At 57.4% G+C, this 17,628-nt stretch carries 19 protein-coding genes, 1 tRNA gene and 2 pseudogenes; 9 read left to right on the top strand and 13 right to left on the bottom strand.

The window, feature by feature from the left end:
- The first annotated feature begins 42 nt into the window (after positions 1–42).
- Both IPI80_RS07615 and IPI80_RS07610 read left to right on the top strand, forming a co-directional pair.
- On the top strand, positions 43–1,971 hold the full coding sequence (locus IPI80_RS07615) for a SurA N-terminal domain-containing protein (protein ID WP_413858771.1): 1,929 nt from the start codon (positions 43–45) through the stop codon (positions 1,969–1,971).
- Between the two features lie 32 nt (positions 1,972–2,003).
- Positions 2,004–2,079 (top strand) — tRNA-His (locus tag IPI80_RS07610).
- Between the two features lie 452 nt (positions 2,080–2,531).
- Here the strand turns inward: IPI80_RS07610 and IPI80_RS07605 are convergent.
- The 3 genes from IPI80_RS07605 to IPI80_RS07595 all read right to left on the bottom strand — a co-directional run bounded on the left by IPI80_RS07605 (position 2,532) and on the right by IPI80_RS07595 (position 4,679).
- A complete protein-coding gene (locus tag IPI80_RS07605; protein ID WP_413858769.1) occupies positions 2,532–2,852 on the bottom strand; it encodes an addiction module antidote protein in 321 nt (106 codons plus the stop codon).
- Complete coding sequence (locus IPI80_RS07600; RefSeq protein ID WP_413858767.1) at positions 2,849–3,178, bottom strand: type II toxin-antitoxin system RelE/ParE family toxin; 330 nt, start codon at positions 3,176–3,178, stop codon at positions 2,849–2,851. Before IPI80_RS07600 ends, IPI80_RS07605 begins: the two co-directional genes overlap by 4 nt.
- A 208-nt stretch (positions 3,179–3,386) precedes the next feature.
- Positions 3,387–4,679: a protein kinase domain-containing protein gene (locus IPI80_RS07595; RefSeq protein ID WP_413858765.1), complete on the bottom strand. Its 1,293-nt coding sequence runs from the start codon at positions 4,677–4,679 to the stop codon at positions 3,387–3,389.
- A gap of 185 nt (positions 4,680–4,864) precedes the next feature.
- Here IPI80_RS07595 and fdxA point away from each other — a divergent pair, with 185 nt between their 5' ends.
- Positions 4,865–5,194, top strand: coding sequence for a ferredoxin FdxA (gene fdxA, locus IPI80_RS07590; protein ID WP_413858763.1), 330 nt, complete (start codon positions 4,865–4,867; stop codon positions 5,192–5,194).
- On the opposite strand, the gene IPI80_RS07585 is transcribed toward fdxA, so the two are convergent.
- From IPI80_RS07585 to ribD, 10 genes are read right to left on the bottom strand one after another with little or no spacing between them, the layout of a single operon-like run.
- Positions 5,178–6,083, bottom strand: coding sequence for a TonB family protein (locus tag IPI80_RS07585; RefSeq protein WP_413858761.1), 906 nt, complete (start codon positions 6,081–6,083; stop codon positions 5,178–5,180). The two genes, fdxA and IPI80_RS07585, sit on opposite strands and share 17 nt — an antisense overlap.
- Before the next feature lie 37 nt (positions 6,084–6,120).
- The gene (locus IPI80_RS07580; RefSeq protein WP_413858759.1) at positions 6,121–6,555 is read right to left on the bottom strand and encodes a biopolymer transporter ExbD; all 435 of its coding nucleotides are present in this window, start codon (positions 6,553–6,555) and stop codon (positions 6,121–6,123) included.
- 2 nt (positions 6,556–6,557) lie between these two features.
- Positions 6,558–7,259 carry a protein TolQ gene (gene tolQ, locus IPI80_RS07575; protein ID WP_413858757.1) on the bottom strand — a complete coding sequence of 234 codons (702 nt, stop codon included), beginning with the start codon at positions 7,257–7,259 and terminating at the stop codon, positions 6,558–6,560.
- A gap of 12 nt (positions 7,260–7,271) precedes the next feature.
- Positions 7,272–8,456 (bottom strand): pyridoxal phosphate-dependent aminotransferase, encoded by a 1,185-nt coding sequence (locus tag IPI80_RS07570; protein WP_413858755.1) that lies wholly within the window; start codon positions 8,454–8,456, stop codon positions 7,272–7,274.
- Between the two features lie 21 nt (positions 8,457–8,477).
- Positions 8,478–9,020, bottom strand: coding sequence for a transcription antitermination factor NusB (gene nusB, locus IPI80_RS07565; protein WP_413858753.1), 543 nt, complete (start codon positions 9,018–9,020; stop codon positions 8,478–8,480).
- Complete coding sequence (gene ribH / locus IPI80_RS07560; protein ID WP_413858751.1) at positions 9,020–9,493, bottom strand: 6,7-dimethyl-8-ribityllumazine synthase; 474 nt, start codon at positions 9,491–9,493, stop codon at positions 9,020–9,022. Before ribH ends, nusB begins: the two co-directional genes overlap by 1 nt.
- Before the next feature lie 9 nt (positions 9,494–9,502).
- Positions 9,503–10,618 carry a bifunctional 3,4-dihydroxy-2-butanone-4-phosphate synthase/GTP cyclohydrolase II gene (gene ribBA, locus IPI80_RS07555; RefSeq protein WP_413858749.1) on the bottom strand — a complete coding sequence of 372 codons (1,116 nt, stop codon included), beginning with the start codon at positions 10,616–10,618 and terminating at the stop codon, positions 9,503–9,505.
- Positions 10,619–10,629: 11 nt separating this feature from the next.
- Positions 10,630–11,874: a nitronate monooxygenase gene (locus IPI80_RS07550; RefSeq protein WP_413858747.1), complete on the bottom strand. Its 1,245-nt coding sequence runs from the start codon at positions 11,872–11,874 to the stop codon at positions 10,630–10,632.
- A gap of 48 nt (positions 11,875–11,922) precedes the next feature.
- Positions 11,923–12,555 carry a riboflavin synthase gene (locus IPI80_RS07545; protein ID WP_413858745.1) on the bottom strand — a complete coding sequence of 211 codons (633 nt, stop codon included), beginning with the start codon at positions 12,553–12,555 and terminating at the stop codon, positions 11,923–11,925.
- A 44-nt stretch (positions 12,556–12,599) separates the two neighbouring features.
- A complete protein-coding gene (ribD, locus tag IPI80_RS07540) occupies positions 12,600–13,727 on the bottom strand; it encodes a bifunctional diaminohydroxyphosphoribosylaminopyrimidine deaminase/5-amino-6-(5-phosphoribosylamino)uracil reductase RibD (RefSeq protein WP_413858743.1) in 1,128 nt (375 codons plus the stop codon).
- A gap of 106 nt (positions 13,728–13,833) precedes the next feature.
- Between ribD and IPI80_RS07535 the strand changes: the two are divergent.
- From IPI80_RS07535 to IPI80_RS07510, 6 genes and pseudogenes are all read left to right on the top strand, one after another.
- A pseudogene (locus IPI80_RS07535) lies at positions 13,834–13,911 on the top strand (prepilin-type N-terminal cleavage/methylation domain-containing protein); the annotation flags it as partial.
- A gap of 38 nt (positions 13,912–13,949) precedes the next feature.
- Positions 13,950–14,405 carry a GspH/FimT family protein gene (locus tag IPI80_RS07530; protein WP_413858741.1) on the top strand — a complete coding sequence of 152 codons (456 nt, stop codon included), beginning with the start codon at positions 13,950–13,952 and terminating at the stop codon, positions 14,403–14,405.
- The gene (gene pilV / locus IPI80_RS07525) at positions 14,393–14,992 is read left to right on the top strand and encodes a type IV pilus modification protein PilV (RefSeq protein WP_413858739.1); all 600 of its coding nucleotides are present in this window, start codon (positions 14,393–14,395) and stop codon (positions 14,990–14,992) included. The genes IPI80_RS07530 and pilV overlap by 13 nt, the downstream gene beginning before the upstream one ends.
- The gene (locus tag IPI80_RS07520; RefSeq protein ID WP_413858737.1) at positions 14,989–15,990 is read left to right on the top strand and encodes a PilW family protein; all 1,002 of its coding nucleotides are present in this window, start codon (positions 14,989–14,991) and stop codon (positions 15,988–15,990) included. Before pilV ends, IPI80_RS07520 begins: the two co-directional genes overlap by 4 nt.
- Before the next feature lie 14 nt (positions 15,991–16,004).
- On the top strand, positions 16,005–16,559 hold the full coding sequence (locus IPI80_RS07515; protein ID WP_413858735.1) for a PilX N-terminal domain-containing pilus assembly protein: 555 nt from the start codon (positions 16,005–16,007) through the stop codon (positions 16,557–16,559).
- Positions 16,560–16,741: 182 nt separating this feature from the next.
- Positions 16,742–17,628: pseudogene (locus tag IPI80_RS07510) on the top strand (hypothetical protein); the annotation flags it as partial.

Raw genomic sequence — 17,628 nt, 5'->3', positions numbered from 1 at the left:
AGTGTTGTTCGCCTTTTTTGTTATTGATTGGAGAGTTAGCGCATGTTCGATTTAGTTCGCAAGCACACAAAGGTCATGATGTCCCTCATGTTCTTGCTGATCATTCCCGCATTTGTGCTGGTCGGCGTGGATGGTTTTAGCCGCATCACTGCCAAGGGCGATGCGGTCGCCACGGTCGCAAATGAAAACATTGGCCAAGCCGAGTGGGATGCTGCACATAAAAACGAGGTGGATCGCATACGGGCCCAGGCACCCAATGTAGACGCCAAGTTGCTGGACTCTCCTGCGGCACGCTACATGACACTGGAACGCCTTGTACGTGAGCGGGTGGTGGCAGAAGCAGCGAAAGACTCTCATCTGAGTACATCTGACGCACGTCTGGCCCGTGAACTGCAGCAAAGCCCCACCATTGCATCGTTGCGCAAGCCTGATGGCTCCGTGGACATGGACCGCTATCGCCAGTTGGCAGCCAGCCAGGGACTGACACCGGATGGCTTTGAGGCCCGTGTGCGTGGCCAGTTGTCGTCCCGCCAGGTAGAGGCCGGTGTCACCGACACGGCGTTCTCTCCCCCTGCGCTTGCTGATGTCGCCCTGAATGCGTTCTATGAGCGCCGTGAAGTCCAGGTTTCGCGTTTCAATACAGCTGACTACACCAGCAAGGTGAACCCCACCGATGCCGAAATTGAAGCCTACTACCAAGCCAACCCCAAGTTATTCCAGGCACCCGAGTCCGCTTCCATTGAGTATGCGGTGCTGGATCTGGATACGGTCAAGAAGTCCATCGTGCTCAACGAATCGGACCTCAAATCGTATTACGAACAAAACGTGTCGCGCCTGAGCGGCAAAGAGGAGCGCCGTGCCAGCCACATCCTGATCAATGCGCCGAAAGACATGCCGGCGGACGCCCGCAAGGCGGCACGTGAGCGGGCGCAAGCATTACTGGAACAGGTGCGCAAAGCGCCGGATACTTTTGCCGATGTGGCCAAAAAGAATTCGCAGGATGCGGGCTCGGCACCCAACGGTGGCGATTTGGATTACTTTGGCCGGGGCGCTATGGTCAAGCCCTTTGAAGACGCTGCATTCGCCATGAAGAAGGGTGATATCAGTGATGTAGTCGAGTCTGACTTCGGTTTTCACATCATCAAGGTTACCGACATTAAAGCCCCCAAACTGCGCACGTTCGAAGAACTGCGCGCCAGTATGGAATCGGACCTGAAGACACAACAAGCGCAGCGCAAATTTGCCGATGTCGCAGAAACCTTTACCAATGGTGTGTACGAGCAATCGGACAGCCTTGCGCCTGTGGCTGAGCGGCTCAAGCTCGAAGTCAAAACCGCTACCCAGCTGCAACGCAAGCCGGCGCCTGGCGTGACGGGCGTACTGGCGAACCCCAAATTTCTGGCGGCAGTGTTCAGTCCGGATTCGCTGGAGAAGAAACGCAACACAGAGGCCATCGAAGTGGGCCCCAGCCAACTGGCTGCGGCTCGCGTCATCGAATACACACCCGCGCGCACCAAACCGCTTGCTGAGGTAAGCGCCAGCGTCAAGGCGCGTCTGGTGGCCATTCAGGCCGCCGAACTGGCGAAGAAAGATGGCGCTGAAAAGCTTGCTACGTGGAAAGTGACTGCGCCGGCCAGTTTGCCAACGCAGGTAGTGGTGAGTCGGGAAAATGCACAGACTGTGCCGGCTCCGGTGCTGGAAGCGATATTGCAGGCTGATACGGTCAAACTGCCCACCTGGGTGGGCGTAGACCTGGGTCCTCAGGGCTATGCCGTGGTGCGTGTGAACAAGATACTGCCCAGTCCAGTGCCTAGTGGCGATGCTGCCGAGCAGGGGCGCAAACAATACGCCCAGTGGATTGCCAGTGCAGAAAGCCAAGCCTATTACAAACTGCTGACCCAGCGTTTCAAAGTCAAGATCAAAGCCCCACACCCCAGTGTGACTGCGGGACTGGAAGCGCAAGCGGAGTAGGCCGAATCAGGAGTTATAATAGAAAGCTTACGGTGGCTGTAGCTCAGTTGGTAGAGTCCAGGATTGTGATTCCTGTTGTCGTGGGTTCGAGCCCCATCAGCCACCCCATATAGATATTGAAGACCTTGTTATTGAATAAGTAGCAGGGTCTTTTTATTTGTGCGCGATGTAAGGGCGGATGTAAGACGATTTTCGATATTCCGTGCCCTTGGGTCGTGTTGATTTGGCATCAAGGCGGCGCGTCAGCGCCGCTGCCCCCCCCCCCGGTTTTGCGCTGACTGAGTGAGCCCCCTTGGAGGGCGGACGGGCAGTTCAGCGCGTAGCCAAGCCGCGCAGCGGCGAGGCCCACGGGAGGGCGGGGGCACACACCACATGACTGGCCGCAGGCCACTGACCGACAACAACGCTGGCGACAGTTTCCGCTTCCATTTTTGATTTGGACAGTGCTCGCATCCTTGCGGCCTCTTCTGGGGTGTCTTCAATTGCATCCCACACGCTAGCGAATCTTTGGCGATCACTGTGAGTAGGTTTCTGCATGGCGCGGCTTTGGGTCGATCGTTTCAAGCAGCCAATGCCTCGCGCCTAACCTCCAAGTGCAGGCCAGCGCCACGGACAACGGCCAAAAAGGTCTTGATGGTTGGGTTCCCTTTGGGGCTCAGGGCGCGGTAAAGGCTTTCGCGGGGTATGCCGGCACGGGCAGCTACGGCGCTCATGCCCTGGGCCTCTGCGATATGTCGAAGCGCAGCCAGTAGTGCAAACTGGCCCCCCGGTAAATCCACCTCTTCCAAAGCAGTAGCCAAATACTCGTTAGCAAAATCCGGGTCGGCTTTGAGCATGCCAATGACGATTTCATCGTGGCTGATGTCGCGTGGTACTTTCATGGTTTACCCCTTTGTTTCCAATCTTTTAAATACGCAATAGCACGCTCTATGTCGCGGCTCTGGTCGCTCTTGTCGCCACCGCATAGCAGCAGTACCAATACCGGGCCTTGCTTGCTCAGGTACACGCGATAACCTGGACCGAAGTCAATTTTCAATTCCTGCACACCATCACGCAGCGGTTTGCAGTCCCCAAAATTCCCAGCAGCCATACGGCTGACGCGCGCCACAATCCTGGCCTTGGTCTTGTTATCGGTCAGACTGTCCAGCCAGTCGGCATAAGGCTTACACCCTGCGGTATCTTGGTAGGCTCTGATTTCAATCGTCACAGTGTGCATTATGCGTTACAGGTCAATTTGTTTCAACAGGCATCAACTGGCGACAACACGCAGCCCATCTGGCACTGCCTTGGCATCAAACACAATCCCAGCCTGTTCCAGAATCCACGCCTCTGCCTTTTCGTGTTGTAACCATGCGGGGGCAGGGTTGAAACGTGACCTTCAGATCAATCGATGCAGCCCATCTGGGTCAGCGTTTTCAACGCACATCCCACTCCGACAATTGCTGGTTGGTGGCGATTAGACGGCTCACCAGCATTTTGATAAAGGCCTTGTCGAAGCAGGACTGTAATTCAGCAGATGCCTGATGTAGCGATGCACTCTTGATCTTGAGGACCGTTACCTCCGTCTCCGCGCTCACGGTGGCGGATCGTCGGTTCTCTCCGGGCTGCAGGTAGACCATTTCACCCATGCTGACTCCAGCGCGCAGCTTGGTCAGTGCCAGGTTCTTCTTGGTTACGCGAACCACGCCATCCAGTAAAAGATAGAAGGATTGTCCGACCGCCCCTTCTTTCATGAGCACGGTTCCGTTTTGTAACGTGCGTATGCGCCCCAGGCGCAGAGTCTCCCAGATGGCTACATCGCTGAAGTTTTCAAAAAAATCCAGTTGTCTGAGGGCCTGAAAGCGTTGGACCTCGGTGATCTGCGAAGCCACATTGGAGATGCTGGTACTTGCCCCAATGATGGCGTTAGAAAAATCACTCCATGTGGCAAATCGATGTGTCGCATTTTTGGCCAAGGCGGTGCGCACAACCTCGTCCATAGCGCCGGGTAATTCCGGGCGCAGTACGCGCACTGGTGTTGGTTCGTCCGCCCCGATCTTGTAGATGGTCGCGTAGTCGGTTTCACCCTGGAAGGGCCTTTGGCCGGTCAGCAGTTCGTACAGAACCACGCCAAGGGAAAACATGTCGGAGTGATGGGTCAACTTTTCTTCGCGTATCTGCTCTGGCGACATGTAGGCGGGTGATCCGATCAGGCCTACCAACTGGGTGACGTCACCGTGTTGCGATACGGCGGCACCAAAGTCGGTGAGCTTGACCTCGCCGTCGTTGCGCAGCAGCAGATTGGCGGGTTTGATGTCGCGGTGCACCAGACCGTGAAAGTGGGCGTACTCCAGCGCATTGCAGCACTTGAAAGCAATGTCCAATACCTCCGAAACTGGCAGTAAGGTGTCGGGCGTGGTGTGCTGTTCCAGTGATTGGCCTTGCACGTATTCCAGCACCAGATACGGTGGATCGGCACGTTCGTCTACGTCAATGAGTGAGACGATGTGAGGGTGGTTGATCTGACCAGATAGCACGGCTTCGTTGTGCAGCAAGCGGCGGTATTTGCTGGCCTGCGTGGGGTCCCGCAGCAGGTGCGGATGGATTTGTTTGATGGCGACCCAGTTGTCCCGAAACGTATCGCGGGCCAGGTACACCACCCCACTGGCACCGCGCCCCAGCTCGCGTTCGATCTGGTACTTTCCGATTTTCGATGGGGTTGCCGTCATGTCGCGCTCCAATGTCGAAAGGTGCAAGGGGTTCACCACTTTACCGGAAGGGGTCTATTTAATCCAAAGTCTTGGTGTAGCAGTACAATAAAGATGTATGTAATGCGCATCATTTAGAACTAGCCGGCGGATTCAATAGGTGCTGAACGGAAGTTGTCGGATGCAGCTAACAACAGGAGTTGGCCATGACGTTTGTCGTAACCGAAGCGTGCATCAGTTGCAAATACACTGACTGTGTTGACGTTTGTCCGGTAGATGCCTTTCGCGAAGGGCCCAATTTTCTGGTGATCGACCCGGCCGATTGCATTGACTGCGCTGTGTGTGTGCCCGAATGTCCCGTGAACGCGATCTATGCCGATGATGATGTACCTGCGGACCAGCGCGACTTCACAGCACTCAATGCCGAGTTATCTCCGCTATGGAAGCCCATCACCCGCACCAAGCCAGCGCTGCCGGATGCCGACCATTGGGCGACGGTGAAAGTCAAACGCGCCGAGCTCAACCGCGAGGGCTAAACACCAAAGTCATGGGCTGTGGAATACGCCCATCCACATCGCGTGGAAGCACCTCGGTCTTGTCGATGGCGTTGAGCACCGCATCGTCCCAGGATTTGACCCCACTGGGCTTGACCAGCTTGCGGCTGATGATGGTGCCGTCTGGCGAGGTACGCACCTCCACCTCAGCCTTGGGGTTGCCGGTGGGTGTGTCGGTGTAGGTGATGTTGGGCTTGACCCGTGCGTTGATGCGCCCAGCATACCCCGCCGATGGTCCGGAAGGTTGCTTGCCGGTGCCACGCGCCTTGTCGTCTCCCGAGCCCACGTCCTGCCCTGCCATGCGCAGGGTGCGGTCGATTTGTTGCTGCCGCAGAACTGCAAGCTTTTTAGCGTCGGCGGCGGATTTGGCGTCCTGTTGCTTTTGCTGTTCCTGTTGCAGCTTCTTGTCGTGGGCAGCCTTGTCTTCCAGCAGTTTTTTCTGCCTCAGGGCCTCTTTCTGGTGCTTGTCACGCTCCAGCTTGTCTCGTTCCAGTTTTTCCTGCTCCAGCCGCTCTTGCTGCAGTTGCTTCTCTTTTTGCAAGCGGACCTTTTCCTTGGCAATGGCAATCGTCGGGTCAGGTAGCGGCGGTGTAGGCGCGGGTGGTGTAACAACTGCTTTGGGCACTGGCTTGACGGGTTCGGGTGGCGGCGGTGGAGGTAGTTCGGGCACGGGGCGCGGTGCAGCCTCCACCGGCAGGGCAGACCACAGTTCGGCCTCCACGGTGACCGGTGTGGCATCGCGTTTCCAGTGCACGCCAATGGCAAGCATCACCACCAGCAGGGCGTGTACCACAATGGCCAAGCCCACGGCCCGCACCAAGCCCCGCGTGGGCGGCGGGGCAAATTCCAGGCGTTCGGTGGTGGCGTGCATGGCAGCTAAGATGTCGGTGGCAGTGTGCTGTTGGCGCCTAGTTGGCCAATTGCACGGACAGGCCCACGCGCTGGATGCCCGCGCGCTGCAGGGTGTCCATCACCTTGACCACGCTCTCGTACTTTGTGGCCTTGTCGGCGCTGATGACGACGGCAGAACTGACTGCTGCTTTGCCGTCGTTGTTGCCCTGAGCGCTCTTCACTTTACTGGCCAGTTCCTTGAGCGTGATGGAGGTGGTCTTGTCCTTGATTTTCATCTCCAGGCTGTCATTTTTACCCAGAATGATCTGGATAATCTGGTCAGGTTGGCGCGATGCCTTGCCCACACTGGGCAGGTCGATCATGCTGGGTGCGATAAGCGGGGCGGTGACCATGAAGATGATCAGCAGCACCAGCATCACGTCGATGAAGGGCACCATGTTGATCTCGTTGATGGTGCGTCGGCCGCGGCCACGGTGTGAGACGGCTGGCATGTTCAGCGTCCTGCAGGTGCTGGCGCGGATTGCGCGCCCACGTTGCGCTGCAGGATGTTGGAGAACTCTTCGATAAAGGTCTCTTGCTGCGTGGAAATACGGTCAATGTCGCGGGCAAAGCGGTTGTAGGCCACCACTGCCGGAATGGCGGCGAACAGGCCGATAGCGGTGGCCACCAGAGCCTCAGCAATGCCGGGCGCCACGGTGGCCAGCGTGACTTGGGTGAGGGCGGCCAAGCCTACAAAGGCGTGCATGATGCCCCATACGGTGCCAAATAGGCCAACATAAGGCGACACGGAGCCGACCGAGGCCAGGAAAGACAGATTGGTCTCCACTTCGTCCATTTCGCGCTGGAAGCTTGCGCGCATGGCCCGGCGTGCGCCGTCCATCAAGGTGCCCACATCGGTGATGCGGCGTTCGCGCAGTTTCTGGAACTCGCGCATGCCGCTTCCGAAAATGCGTTCCATGGGGCCGGTCTTGGCGGCGTTTCGGGAGGCGGAGTCAAAGAGATCATTCAGGCTGGTGCCGGACCAGAATTCGCGCTCGAAGGCCTCATTTTGAGACTTGACCCGCTTCAAGGCAAAAAACTTGCGAAAAATGGCGGCCCAACTGGTCACGGAAACGGTGAGCAGCAGCGCCATGACCAGTTGCACGACAAAGCTGGCGTTGATAACCAGGTGGAGGATGGAAAGGTCTTGGTTCATAGAAATAAAAATTTACATCAACAACGCACGCAAACGGGCCACGGCCTGCTGCAGGTGTTCCATGGAGCTGGCGGTGGAGAAGCGCACAAAATTTTGGGTCTGGGCTGTGCCAAAGTCGCGCCCTGGCGTGAGCGCCACATGGGCTTTGTTCATGACTTCAAAGGCAAAGTCCCAGCTGTCCTTAACGCCCAGCTTGGCGCAGGCAGCGGAGCAGTCGGCCCAGGCGTAGAAGGCGCCATCAGGCATTACCGGCACGGTCAGTCCCATGGCGTTGAGCTGGGGCAAAAAGTAGTCGCGCCGCGCCTTGAACTCACTGCGCCGTTGCTCGTACAGGGCCAGGCTTTCAGGCTCAAAGCAGGCCAGTGCGGCATGCTGTGCAATGGTGCTGGGGCAGATGAACAGGTTTTGGGCCAGCCGCTCGATCACGCTGACCAGTTTTTCGGGCACCACCATCCAGCCCAGGCGCCAGCCAGTCATGCTGAAGTACTTGCTGAAGCTGTTGATGCTGATGATGTTGTCATCGAGTGCCAGCGCGGTCTGGCCAAACTGTGCATCAAAACTCAAGCCCAGGTAGATTTCATCCACCAGGGTGATGCCGCCGTGTGACTGCACCACCTGGTGGATACCCCGCAGGGCATCTGGGTGGATGGAGGTACCCGTCGGGTTGGAGGGCGACGCCAACAGCACGCCACGGGTGCGCGCACCCCAGGCCGCCTTCACCGCTTCGGGGGTAAGCTGGAAGCGTTCGGCAGCCGTGGTGGGCAGCAGCACCGCTCTGCCTTCGGCGGCACTCACAAAATGTCGGTTGCAGGGGTAGCTGGGGTCTGGCATCAGGATTTCATCGCCGGACTCAATCAGGGCCAGGCAGGCCAATTGCAACGCGGCGGAAGCACCTGCGGTAACCACAATGCGCTCGGCCGATACGTTGACGCCAAAACGCTGCGTATACCAGTGGCTGATGCGTTCACGCAGGGAATGCAGGCCAGTGGCAGGGGTGTACTGGGTGCGACCGTCGCGGATGGCCTTTTCGGCGGCGGCCTGTACCAGTGGCGGGGCGGTGAAATCAGGCTCGCCGATGTTCAGGAAGATCATGGGCGCATCGGTGTGCGCTACTTCGTGGGCCAGTGTGGAGGCGGCCTTGGCCACTTCCATCACATAAAAGGGTTCGATCTTCTGGGCGCGTGACGATATGTGCATTGGGGGTCTGGATGGCGCGTCTCAGGCGCGGGGTTTCTTGGTGGGGCTGCGATCAGCCGCGATCTCGGTGGCGCGCAGGCTGGGGGCCAGGCCGTTGAGCACGGCATTCACATACTTGTGGCCGTCGGTGCCACCGAATTCCTTGGCCAGTTCAATACACTCATTGAGCACTACGCGCCAGGGCACGTCCATGCAGTGCTGCAACTCGTAAGCGCCTATCCACATGATGGCGTGTTCAATGGGGGAGATTTCCGAGAGTGGGCGGTCCAGCAGTGGCACGATCAAGGCGTCCAACTGCGCGCCCTCAGCCACGCAGCCTTGCAGCAGGGCATCAAAATGTACCGAATCGGCTTTGTTAAAGCCCGCCAGGTCGCGGGTAAAGGTGTCGATGTCGTCTACTGCATTGCGGCCCACCAGGCTCTGGTAGAGGCCTTGCAGTGCAAATTCGCGTGCGCGGCTGCGATCGGACTTGCTGCCAGCCTTGCGCGCACCGGTGCTGGTCAGCCCGGTACGGGGTTGGCGAGGCGGGCGCTTGGCAGCCGAAGCAGATTTGATTTCAGACATTACAGCGACTCCAGCAGGTTGGCCATTTCCACGGCTACACGGGCGGCATCGCGCCCTTTTTCTTCCTGGCGCGCTACGGCCTGGGGCATATCTTCGGTGGTCAGTATGGCGTTGGCAATGGGCAATTGGTAATCCAGTGCAACGCGTGTAACGGCGGCGCCAGATTCGTTGGCTACCAACTCGAAATGGTAGGTTTCGCCGCGAATGATGCAGCCCAGAGCCACCAGAGCGTCGTAATTGGCTTTCTCTGCCATGGCCTGCAATGCGACCGGCACTTCCAGTGCACCGGGCACCGTGATGTGGTCGATGTCTTTCTCGGCAACGCCCAGGGCCACCAGCTCAGCCTTGCAGGCCAAAGCCAGCGCATCAGTTACGGATGCGTTGAAGCGCGCCTGCACGATGCCAATTTTGAGCTTCTTGCCGTTCATGCGTGTGTCGTTTGCGTCCACACCGCCTTTGTCTGCGCCAAACATATGGGGTTCCTATTTACTAATGTAGCCAGTTATTTCCAGGCCGTAACCGGTCATGCTGGGCATGCGACGCGGGCTGCCCATCAGTCGCATCTTTTGTACGCCGCAGTGGCGCAAAATTTGCGCGCCCACGCCGTAGGTGCGCAGGTCCATGCGCCCACGCACGGGGGCCTGTGCCGACTGGGCTGTGCCGTCGAATTGCGCCAGCAGTTGTTCACCGCTTTCGCCGCAGTTGAGCAGCACTACCACGCCTGAGCCTTCTTGCTGAATGTGTTGCAGCGTGGCTTCCAGGCTCCAGGAGTGCATGCCGCGCCCGGTTTCCAATGCGTCCAATACCGAAAGGGGTTCATGCACCCGAACTGCTACAGAATCAGTAGCTAACCATGTAGATTTGACGAGGGCTAGGTGCACGCCAAGGCCTGAAGTATCACGGAACGCATGGGCCGTAAACTCGCCAAATGCGGTTTGCATCGGGCGCGATCCCAACTGCTCAATCAGCGACTCGGTTTTGCTGCGGTATTCGATCAGGTCGGCAATAGTGCCAATCTTCAGACCGTGTTCGGCGGCAAAAACCTGCAGGTCCGGCAGCCGGGCCATGGTGCCGTCGTCCTTCATGATTTCGCAGATCACCGACGCGGGCGTGCAGCCGGCCATGGCCGCCAAATCGCAACCGGCTTCGGTGTGGCCAGCCCGCATCAGCACGCCACCATCGACCGCTTGCAGGGGGAAGATGTGACCGGGCTGCACCAGGTCTTCGGGCACAGCGGCCTTGGCCACCGCGGCCTGCACGGTACGGGCGCGGTCGGCAGCGGAAATGCCGGTGGATACGCCCTCGGCCGCTTCAATCGACGCGGTAAATGCCGTGCCTTTTTTGTCGCCGTTGCGGGCGGTCATGGGAGGTAGTTTCAGGCGTTCGCAGCGCTCACGGGTGAGCGTCAGGCAAATCAGGCCACGGCCATAGCGGGCCATGAAGTTGATGCCGTCGGCGCTCACATGGTCGGCAGCCAATACCAGGTCGCCCTCGTTTTCGCGGTCTTCCTCGTCCACCAAAATGACAATACGCCCGGCGCGCATGTCGGCAACGATGTCTTCAACCGGGGAAATGGGTACAGGGCTGGGTGTAGTCATAGTGTCGTCACTCAAACGGGCAGCAAAATCTGGCTCTCAACGCTGAACTGGTAGTCTTTGAATATGTGCTCTGCGCTGAGCAACTGGTAGCTACCGTCAGCCGCCTTGCGGGTGGTATCTTTCAGGCGGTAGGTTGTGCTGCCGCAGGTCCAGCAGTTGTAGTTGCGCATGTGGGTGCACAGGCAGGTTTTGTCCATGACCGAGATATTTTTGCCATCAGGGTGCAGGGCAATCTGCTCGTTGTAGGCCGTGATGTAGCCGCAGTTGCCATTGCCGTCCAACAAATAGCCATAAACCTCGCAATTGGGTCGAATGCCAGAGCCAATGGCGGGTGTGTTGCGCAGCATGCGCATGGGGTAGCCGGTGGGCGAGATGGTGTTGACAATGATGTCTTCTTCGCTGGCCTTGAAGTACTCTTGCTTGACGTCGGCCGGCAACCCACATTCGTTGGACACGGTGAAGCGCGTGGCCACCTGCACGGCGGCGGCGCCATTTTGCAGAAACTGAGTGGCGTCGCTGCCGGTGAAAATGCCGCCTGCGGCGATCAAAGGAATGTCAAGTTGCTCGGCCTTCAGGAAGGCAGCAATCTCGGTAACGATGGTGGCCAGGTCGTATTGGGCCCAGTCCAGGCCAAAACCCAGGTGGCCACCGGCCAGCGGGCCTTCCACAATCACAAAATCGGGCAAACGGTCCAGGCGTGCTGTTTTGCGCAGGAACAACTGCAATGCCCGAACGGACGACACAATGATGCCCAGCTTGGCATCCCGAAAGCGGGGGTGGTCGGCCATCAGCGCAAATGAGCCCAGATGCAGGCCTGCGCTCAGGGTAATGCCATCCACACCAGCATCCAGCGCCGAGTTGAGGCGCACCTGCAGGGTCTCACGCGGGCTGTTCATGGTCAGCTTTTCCATGACGTTGACGAACACCATGCCGTCGCCACGTTTGGCTTCCATGGTTTTGCCAACGTGCAGCTTGGTGGCTTCGGCCAGGTGACCCAAGTCAAATTTGATGATGCTCTTGTCTGAGTTATTGATGTTGGCTTTGTAGAACTTGGTTTTGCCTTTGACGTATTTGGTATCAAAACGGCGGTCGGACACATCATGAACCAAAGCATCTGAAATGTGACCAATACCGCCCAGGCGTGCCGCTTCCAGCGCCAGTTCGGCGGTAGAAATATCGACACCCATTCCGCCAATCATGATCGGCACCAACTCTCTTTTGCCGAACTTCAGGCGAAAGTCATCAACTCGTTTCATGGGTATCCTTGGTGAATCTGAAAAATGGGAAGCCGGTGCAAACCGGCGTTAGGCTGCGGGTGTGGGGCTGCTGCTGAGCATGCGCTCCACATAGCGTGCGATAAGGTCAATTTCCAGGTTGACCCGCGAGCCGCTTTGCAGGCTGTTCAATGCGGTATTTTCCACGGTGTGCGGAATCAGGTTGATGCTGACCTCGCAGCCGTCGGCTTGGTCGGCAATGCGGTTGACCGTCAGGCTCACGCCATTGATGGTGATCGAGCCCTTGTAAGCCAAGTACTTGGCCAGGGTTGTGGGGGCGAGCACGCGCAACTCCCAGCTTTCGCTTATGGGAGCAAAGTGCGTGACTATTCCCATACCGTCCACATGGCCAGAAACCAAATGGCCGCCCAACCGGTCATTGGCGCGCAGGGCCTTTTCCAGGTTGATGGGGCCCACCGCGTCCAACCCGGCAGTCTTGGCGAGGGATTCGGCGGAAATGTCGATGGTGAACTGGTTGGCTGCGGGATCGAGGCCGGTGACAGTCATGCAGGCACCGTTGAGCGCAATACTGTCGCCCAAACCAACGTCATTCAGATAACCTTTAGGGCAGGTAATGGTTAGGCGCTTGCCATGGCTGGGCGTATCGCCCTGGGCGTGCACGTCCGTAATGCGGCCGACGCCGGAGATGATTCCTGTAAACATCCGACTATTTTCGCAGGGATTAGGGTCGTGACCCTACACCAAGGCTAAAAATCGTCCCGACCGCGCACTCTGGCCACAAGCCGGACGTCCGGCCCCACCAGTTCAACAGACGAGAAATCCAGCTGTAGCGCTTTGTCTAAGGCTACCAGCGGGCCGAAATGGGCCATATCCCACCCTTGTCCGATGAACTTTGGCGCCAGGTAGACCAACAGTTCATCCACCAGCCCATGCCTTACCAGTGAGCCGTTGAGCCGCTGCCCGGCTTCTACGTGCAGTTCGTTAATCTCCCGTCTTCCCAGGTCCAGCAGCATGGTTTGGAGGTCAACGGCTGGTTGGGCTTCGGTGGTTTGGCTCTGCGGGCAGTGGATGACCTTGGCGCCCCGTTGCTCCAATTCAGCCTGCTTGGATGTATTTGCAACCGCTGTGTAGATATAGACGGTGCGGCCACTGCACAAGACTTTTGCATCGAGTGGAATTCTCAAGTGGCTATCCACAATGACAACATGGGGCTGTCGGGTGGTTTGGATTAGCCGCACATCCAGCTGCGGGTCATCGGCCAGAATCGTGCCAATGCCAGTCAGCACGGCACACGAACGTGCGCGCCAGGCGTGACCGTCCGCCCGCGCTTCGGTGGAGGTAATCCATTGGCTTTGGCCGTTATTCAGTGCTGTTTTGCCGTCCAGTGACGCGGCAACCTTCATCCGTACCCAGGGTGTCTTGCGCACCATGCGGCTGAAAAAGCCGATGTTCAGGTCACGGGCTTGTACAGCCAGTGGATCGCCAGGTGGCAGAACTTCTACTTCAATACCCGCTGCCCGCAGGCGCGCAAAGCCTTGCCCGGCGACCAATGGGTTGGGGTCGGTATTGGTGGCAACCACTTTTTGGATGCCAGCGGCAATCAGTGCATCGCAGCAGGGGCCGGTGCGACCATGGTGGGCGCAGGGCTCCAGAGTCACATAGGCGGTGGCACCCTTAACGGAGTGGCCCTTGGTCTGCGCGTCCCGCAAAGCCATGATTTCAGCATGTGGTCCGCCAGCCGACTGGGTACTGCCTTGACCCAATATCGTGGCGTCTGCGTTAACCACGATGCACCCCACGGCCGGATTAGGGGGGCAGTTGTGCCGTGCGGTTGCGGCTAGTTGTAGTGCGCGTTCGAGAGTGGATTTGGGCACGAGTGACTTTGGCTTGTATTGGTGCAGTTTACCGTTTGACGGAAAAATGTAGCCGAATGTCCGTAACGCCTTGTCACTGCCATGATCGGCGGTTAGTCTCTACCGCATGAAAACTCGTCCAAATGGTTTCACGATTATCGAAGTGATGATAACGGTGGCTATCATGGCCATTTTGGCGTCATTGGCTATGCCAAGCTTTTCCCTTATGTTGGTGAAGCGCCCGTGCAAAGTGCATCGCAGGCACTGGTTGACGATTTTCGGTATACCAGAACCGAGGCATTGCGTCGCAGCAAAAAAGTTTCAATATGCAGTTTGGCGGCCAATAGCACCAGCGCATGCTCTGGCGCTCCAGCCACCTGGGCAAATGGTTGGATGATTTTTACGGATCAGGATGGCGCAACTCCAGGTACTTATGAACCTGCAACGGAGGAAATCATTCGTGTCCAGCAACCGCCTCCCAATATTGCCACTATCCAGCAGATCGCCACGCCCGCAAATACCAGAACCTATTTTATGTATGAAGCCAATGGCTGGTCGAAAGCAGCTTCTGAAACTTTTGAGGTTACTCCGACCAGCAATGTGTCATCAGCTACCAAGCGCATCGTTTGTATCTCTAACCAGGGTAGGCCCAGATTGCTGGTTCAAGGGGCATCGGGAGCAACAGCATGCAACAACTGACCCGCATACGCCCAGCCTACGCCCGTCGTGCCAATCGACGCAAAAGCCGCGGTGTCTCGCTACTGGAAGTGTTGATTTCTATTTTGTTGGCCACAATTGGGTTGCTGGCGTTGGCCGGTGCCAATGTTTCCGCCATTCGTTATTCAAAAATGTCGCAATACCGGGGCACGGCAACGATGTTGGCACAGGATATTGCGGAGCGCATGCGAGCCAACAAGTTGGGTTTGAATACCTATACCTACACCACCAGTTGGACCGGACAAGCCAGTACAGTGGCAGCCGATACCAGTTGTGAAGGTGCTGTGACTTGCACTGCCGCAAACTTGGCAGCCTATGACCTCAATAACTGGCGCAAAGTGGTTCAAAGCCAGTTGCCCCATGGGTCGGTTTTTATTTCCATTCAGGGGACTGTTGGCGCCGATGTGTGGATTGCCTGGCAGGATCCGGCGGTGGCAAATGCTGCAGAGAACTCCACTGATTCTCGCAACGCAGCGGCCGACACAGCCAAGGAGTGCCCCCCGGCGGGTTTGGGTTTTGCACCGGCAGATGAGAGTGTTCGCTGTAGTTTCTTCAGGATTAACCTATGAAGTCCATACGGTCTAAACGCGCAGTCAGGGGCATTACCCTGATTGAAGTACTCATCTCAATGACCATTGGCCTGGTCGTGGTCGGTGCGGTGATTGTCAGTTTTGTTGGCTCCGGCAATGCCAGCCGTTACCTTGCTGCTCTGACCCAGATGAATCAGGACGCACAAATCGCGTTGAATATGTTGTCGCGCGAAGTTCAGTTGGCCGGTTACTCGGCACCTGCTTCCTTAACTGGGACTCCGCGGGTGGTTAGATACCACAGTTTGAGTCCCACTGCCGGATTTGTTGTCCAGACATCAGGCTATATACGTGGATGTGATGGTGGTACCTATGGTGTTGGTCCTTTTACCAACCCGGTTGCCGCAACGTTAGCCTGCAGTGCAACGGTAGGATTCGCGTCTTCGGGGCTTTCAGTTGCCTATGAAGCAGACGCCATGAACACTGCTCCAACGGGTGGCGGTATCCCCACGGATTGTCTGGGTACACGTATTGGACCGCAACAAGACGCGGACAATATTCCGTATTACGTTGCGAGCAACCGTTACTTCATTGATGTTTCTGCATCTTCCGGGCGCCCCGAGTTGTATTGCGCCAGCCCTGCCTCTCCCAATTTTCCTGCTCCGACTGCTGGGACCGAGGTTTTGCCGTACCCCAACGCCAGCGGCGGCAGTGCCAAGGCGCCCTTGATTGAGAACGTACAGGACATGCAAATCTGGTACGGCATGCGGACGTTTCCGCTGGTTGCCGATGATCGTCAAGTCATCCAGTACAAAAAGGCCGCGACCATTAACGTATCCGGCAATCCGGCAGAGTGGGATGCGGTGATCAGCGTACGCATCTGCCTCTTGATGCGCAGTGCCGAACCCGTGTTGCGGGACGAAGACGACCAGACCTACCAGCCGTGTGATTTGACGGCAGCGCGCGTAACGTCTCCAGACAAGCGCTTGTATCGTGCTTACTACACCACTAGCACCCTGCGTTCCAAAATGCCGCTTTGATAAGAATAACCACTATGCAAACGCCAAGAAAACCTTTCGCCAACAAGCGCGCTAGTCGGGGTATTTCACTCATCATTGTGTTGATCATGCTGGTGATCATTGGTATCACGGGGGCTACCGCCATGCGTACCGCCACCTCGGAGCAACGTGCGACCAACAACCTGCGGATGGAAACCATCGCCCAGCAGTATGCTGAAGCAGCCTTGCGCATTTGCGAGGGACAAATGAAACTGGCTACTGCCTCACGCTTAGCAGCCTTTCAGTCGCCGCCCGCGAGCACGCAGGCTTCGCCGCGTTGGGTTACTGCTGCCAATTGGACGGCCGTCACAGCGCCAGCGGGTCGATATGACTTTACCGCGTCCGATAATATTTATGACGCCAATAACAATCCGCCAAACACCTATCCGCAGTGTATGGTCGAGTTGCAAACCATACCGGCAGCCGCATCCTTCTCAATTACCGTAATCACCGCGCGAGGTTTCAGCCCCGATTACGCGCGCAACGCTGGAACGGGCGCCACCACCCAAGGTGCAGTCGTTTGGTTGCAGTCCATTGTTAATGCAGAGTAATGCACAGTAGTGCCATCCCAGGAGGTCCTCAAATGACAATTCCAAATTTTTCAAGGCTTTGCCAGCGCTTGGCATGCGCTGTTGTGCCACTGGTAGCGGTCTGGACACCTGTCGCCGATGCACAGGTACCTGCGCAATTACCGCTGCTCAGCAGGGCTGGCGCGGGTGTGCAGCCGAATCTCATGTTGCTGATGGATGACTCCGGCTCCATGGGTTTTCGCCATATGCCAGAAACCGTATTCGCGAGTGATACGTTTATCACAACCAATCCGGTTCAAAGTAACGGCATTGGCTGGGAACTGACGGATACCTATCAGCGGGTAAATTTTCAGGGTACGGTTCCCGGAATTCAGGTGCCGCCCAACTATGTGTTGCCCGCCTTGCGGTCGCCAGATACCAACACCATTTATTACAACCCCGAGATCCGCTACCAGCCGTGGTTCAATGATGACGGAGTCACCCGCCGCCCCAATGCGCCGGTGACCACGGCCTATCTCAACCCGCCGCTCAAGGCACTGACTGCAACATCGACGACCAGCAACGCGATTGCGATCGGCTCGAAAACCTTTACCCTGGCGCAGACCGGCAAGGGATTTTCGACCGGAAAGAATGTAGTTATTTCGTCCACCGCCTCACCAACCACGCAATGGATGTACGGCGACATTACCTCTTTCAACGCCGGTACGGGGGTGATCAAAGTCAATGTGACCGATGCAGGTGGAACCGGAACGCTAGCGGGGTGGACCTTCGTTCAATCCCCTATGGTTGATTTAACACAAATCAGCCCAAACGGCACTTTCACCCCAGGGTCGTTTGTTGTGGGGGCCACCTACACCATCGTGACAAAGGGCGGGTCGCCTAAATTCAATCTGAGTGGCGCGGCTAACAACAATGTGGGCACGGTATTTACGGCTACTAACGTTGGCTCTGGAACAGGCACCGCAAGTGCGGGAACCATGGCGGGTGGATCTGGGGGTTGGTGTTTTGCCAATACCGGCATATCCGGCACCGGCACGGGTTCAGGGCGGGGTTGCGAGGCACCTACAGCTGCTTTTTTGCATGATCCGGG

This window comes from Candidatus Aalborgicola defluviihabitans, from assembly GCF_016705985.1.
GTDB classification, from domain to species: domain Bacteria; phylum Pseudomonadota; class Gammaproteobacteria; order Burkholderiales; family Burkholderiaceae_C; genus Allorhodoferax; species Allorhodoferax defluviihabitans.
Note: the sequence above shows the minus strand (reverse complement) of the source record. Positions and strands in the feature narration are given on the sequence as shown.

What these genes read in the sequence shown, in the direction of transcription:
- IPI80_RS07615 (WP_413858771.1), top strand. Translation starts at nt 43, where the DNA reads ATGTTCGATTTAGTTCGCAAGCACACAAAGGTCATGATGTCCCTCATG.
- IPI80_RS07605 (WP_413858769.1), bottom strand. Translation starts at nt 2,852, where the DNA reads ATGAAAGTACCACGCGACATCAGCCACGATGAAATCGTCATTGGCATG.
- IPI80_RS07595 (WP_413858765.1), bottom strand. Translation starts at nt 4,679, where the DNA reads ATGACGGCAACCCCATCGAAAATCGGAAAGTACCAGATCGAACGCGAG.
- fdxA (WP_413858763.1), top strand. Translation starts at nt 4,865, where the DNA reads ATGACGTTTGTCGTAACCGAAGCGTGCATCAGTTGCAAATACACTGAC.
- IPI80_RS07585 (WP_413858761.1), bottom strand. Translation starts at nt 6,083, where the DNA reads ATGCACGCCACCACCGAACGCCTGGAATTTGCCCCGCCGCCCACGCGG.
- IPI80_RS07580 (WP_413858759.1), bottom strand. Translation starts at nt 6,555, where the DNA reads ATGCCAGCCGTCTCACACCGTGGCCGCGGCCGACGCACCATCAACGAG.
- tolQ (WP_413858757.1), bottom strand. Translation starts at nt 7,259, where the DNA reads ATGAACCAAGACCTTTCCATCCTCCACCTGGTTATCAACGCCAGCTTT.
- IPI80_RS07570 (WP_413858755.1), bottom strand. Translation starts at nt 8,456, where the DNA reads ATGCACATATCGTCACGCGCCCAGAAGATCGAACCCTTTTATGTGATG.
- nusB (WP_413858753.1), bottom strand. Translation starts at nt 9,020, where the DNA reads ATGTCTGAAATCAAATCTGCTTCGGCTGCCAAGCGCCCGCCTCGCCAA.
- ribH (WP_413858751.1), bottom strand. Translation starts at nt 9,493, where the DNA reads ATGTTTGGCGCAGACAAAGGCGGTGTGGACGCAAACGACACACGCATG.
- ribBA (WP_413858749.1), bottom strand. Translation starts at nt 10,618, where the DNA reads ATGACTACACCCAGCCCTGTACCCATTTCCCCGGTTGAAGACATCGTT.
- IPI80_RS07550 (WP_413858747.1), bottom strand. Translation starts at nt 11,874, where the DNA reads ATGAAACGAGTTGATGACTTTCGCCTGAAGTTCGGCAAAAGAGAGTTG.
- IPI80_RS07545 (WP_413858745.1), bottom strand. Translation starts at nt 12,555, where the DNA reads ATGTTTACAGGAATCATCTCCGGCGTCGGCCGCATTACGGACGTGCAC.
- pilV (WP_413858739.1), top strand. Translation starts at nt 14,393, where the DNA reads ATGCAACAACTGACCCGCATACGCCCAGCCTACGCCCGTCGTGCCAAT.
- IPI80_RS07520 (WP_413858737.1), top strand. Translation starts at nt 14,989, where the DNA reads ATGAAGTCCATACGGTCTAAACGCGCAGTCAGGGGCATTACCCTGATT.
- IPI80_RS07515 (WP_413858735.1), top strand. Translation starts at nt 16,005, where the DNA reads ATGCAAACGCCAAGAAAACCTTTCGCCAACAAGCGCGCTAGTCGGGGT.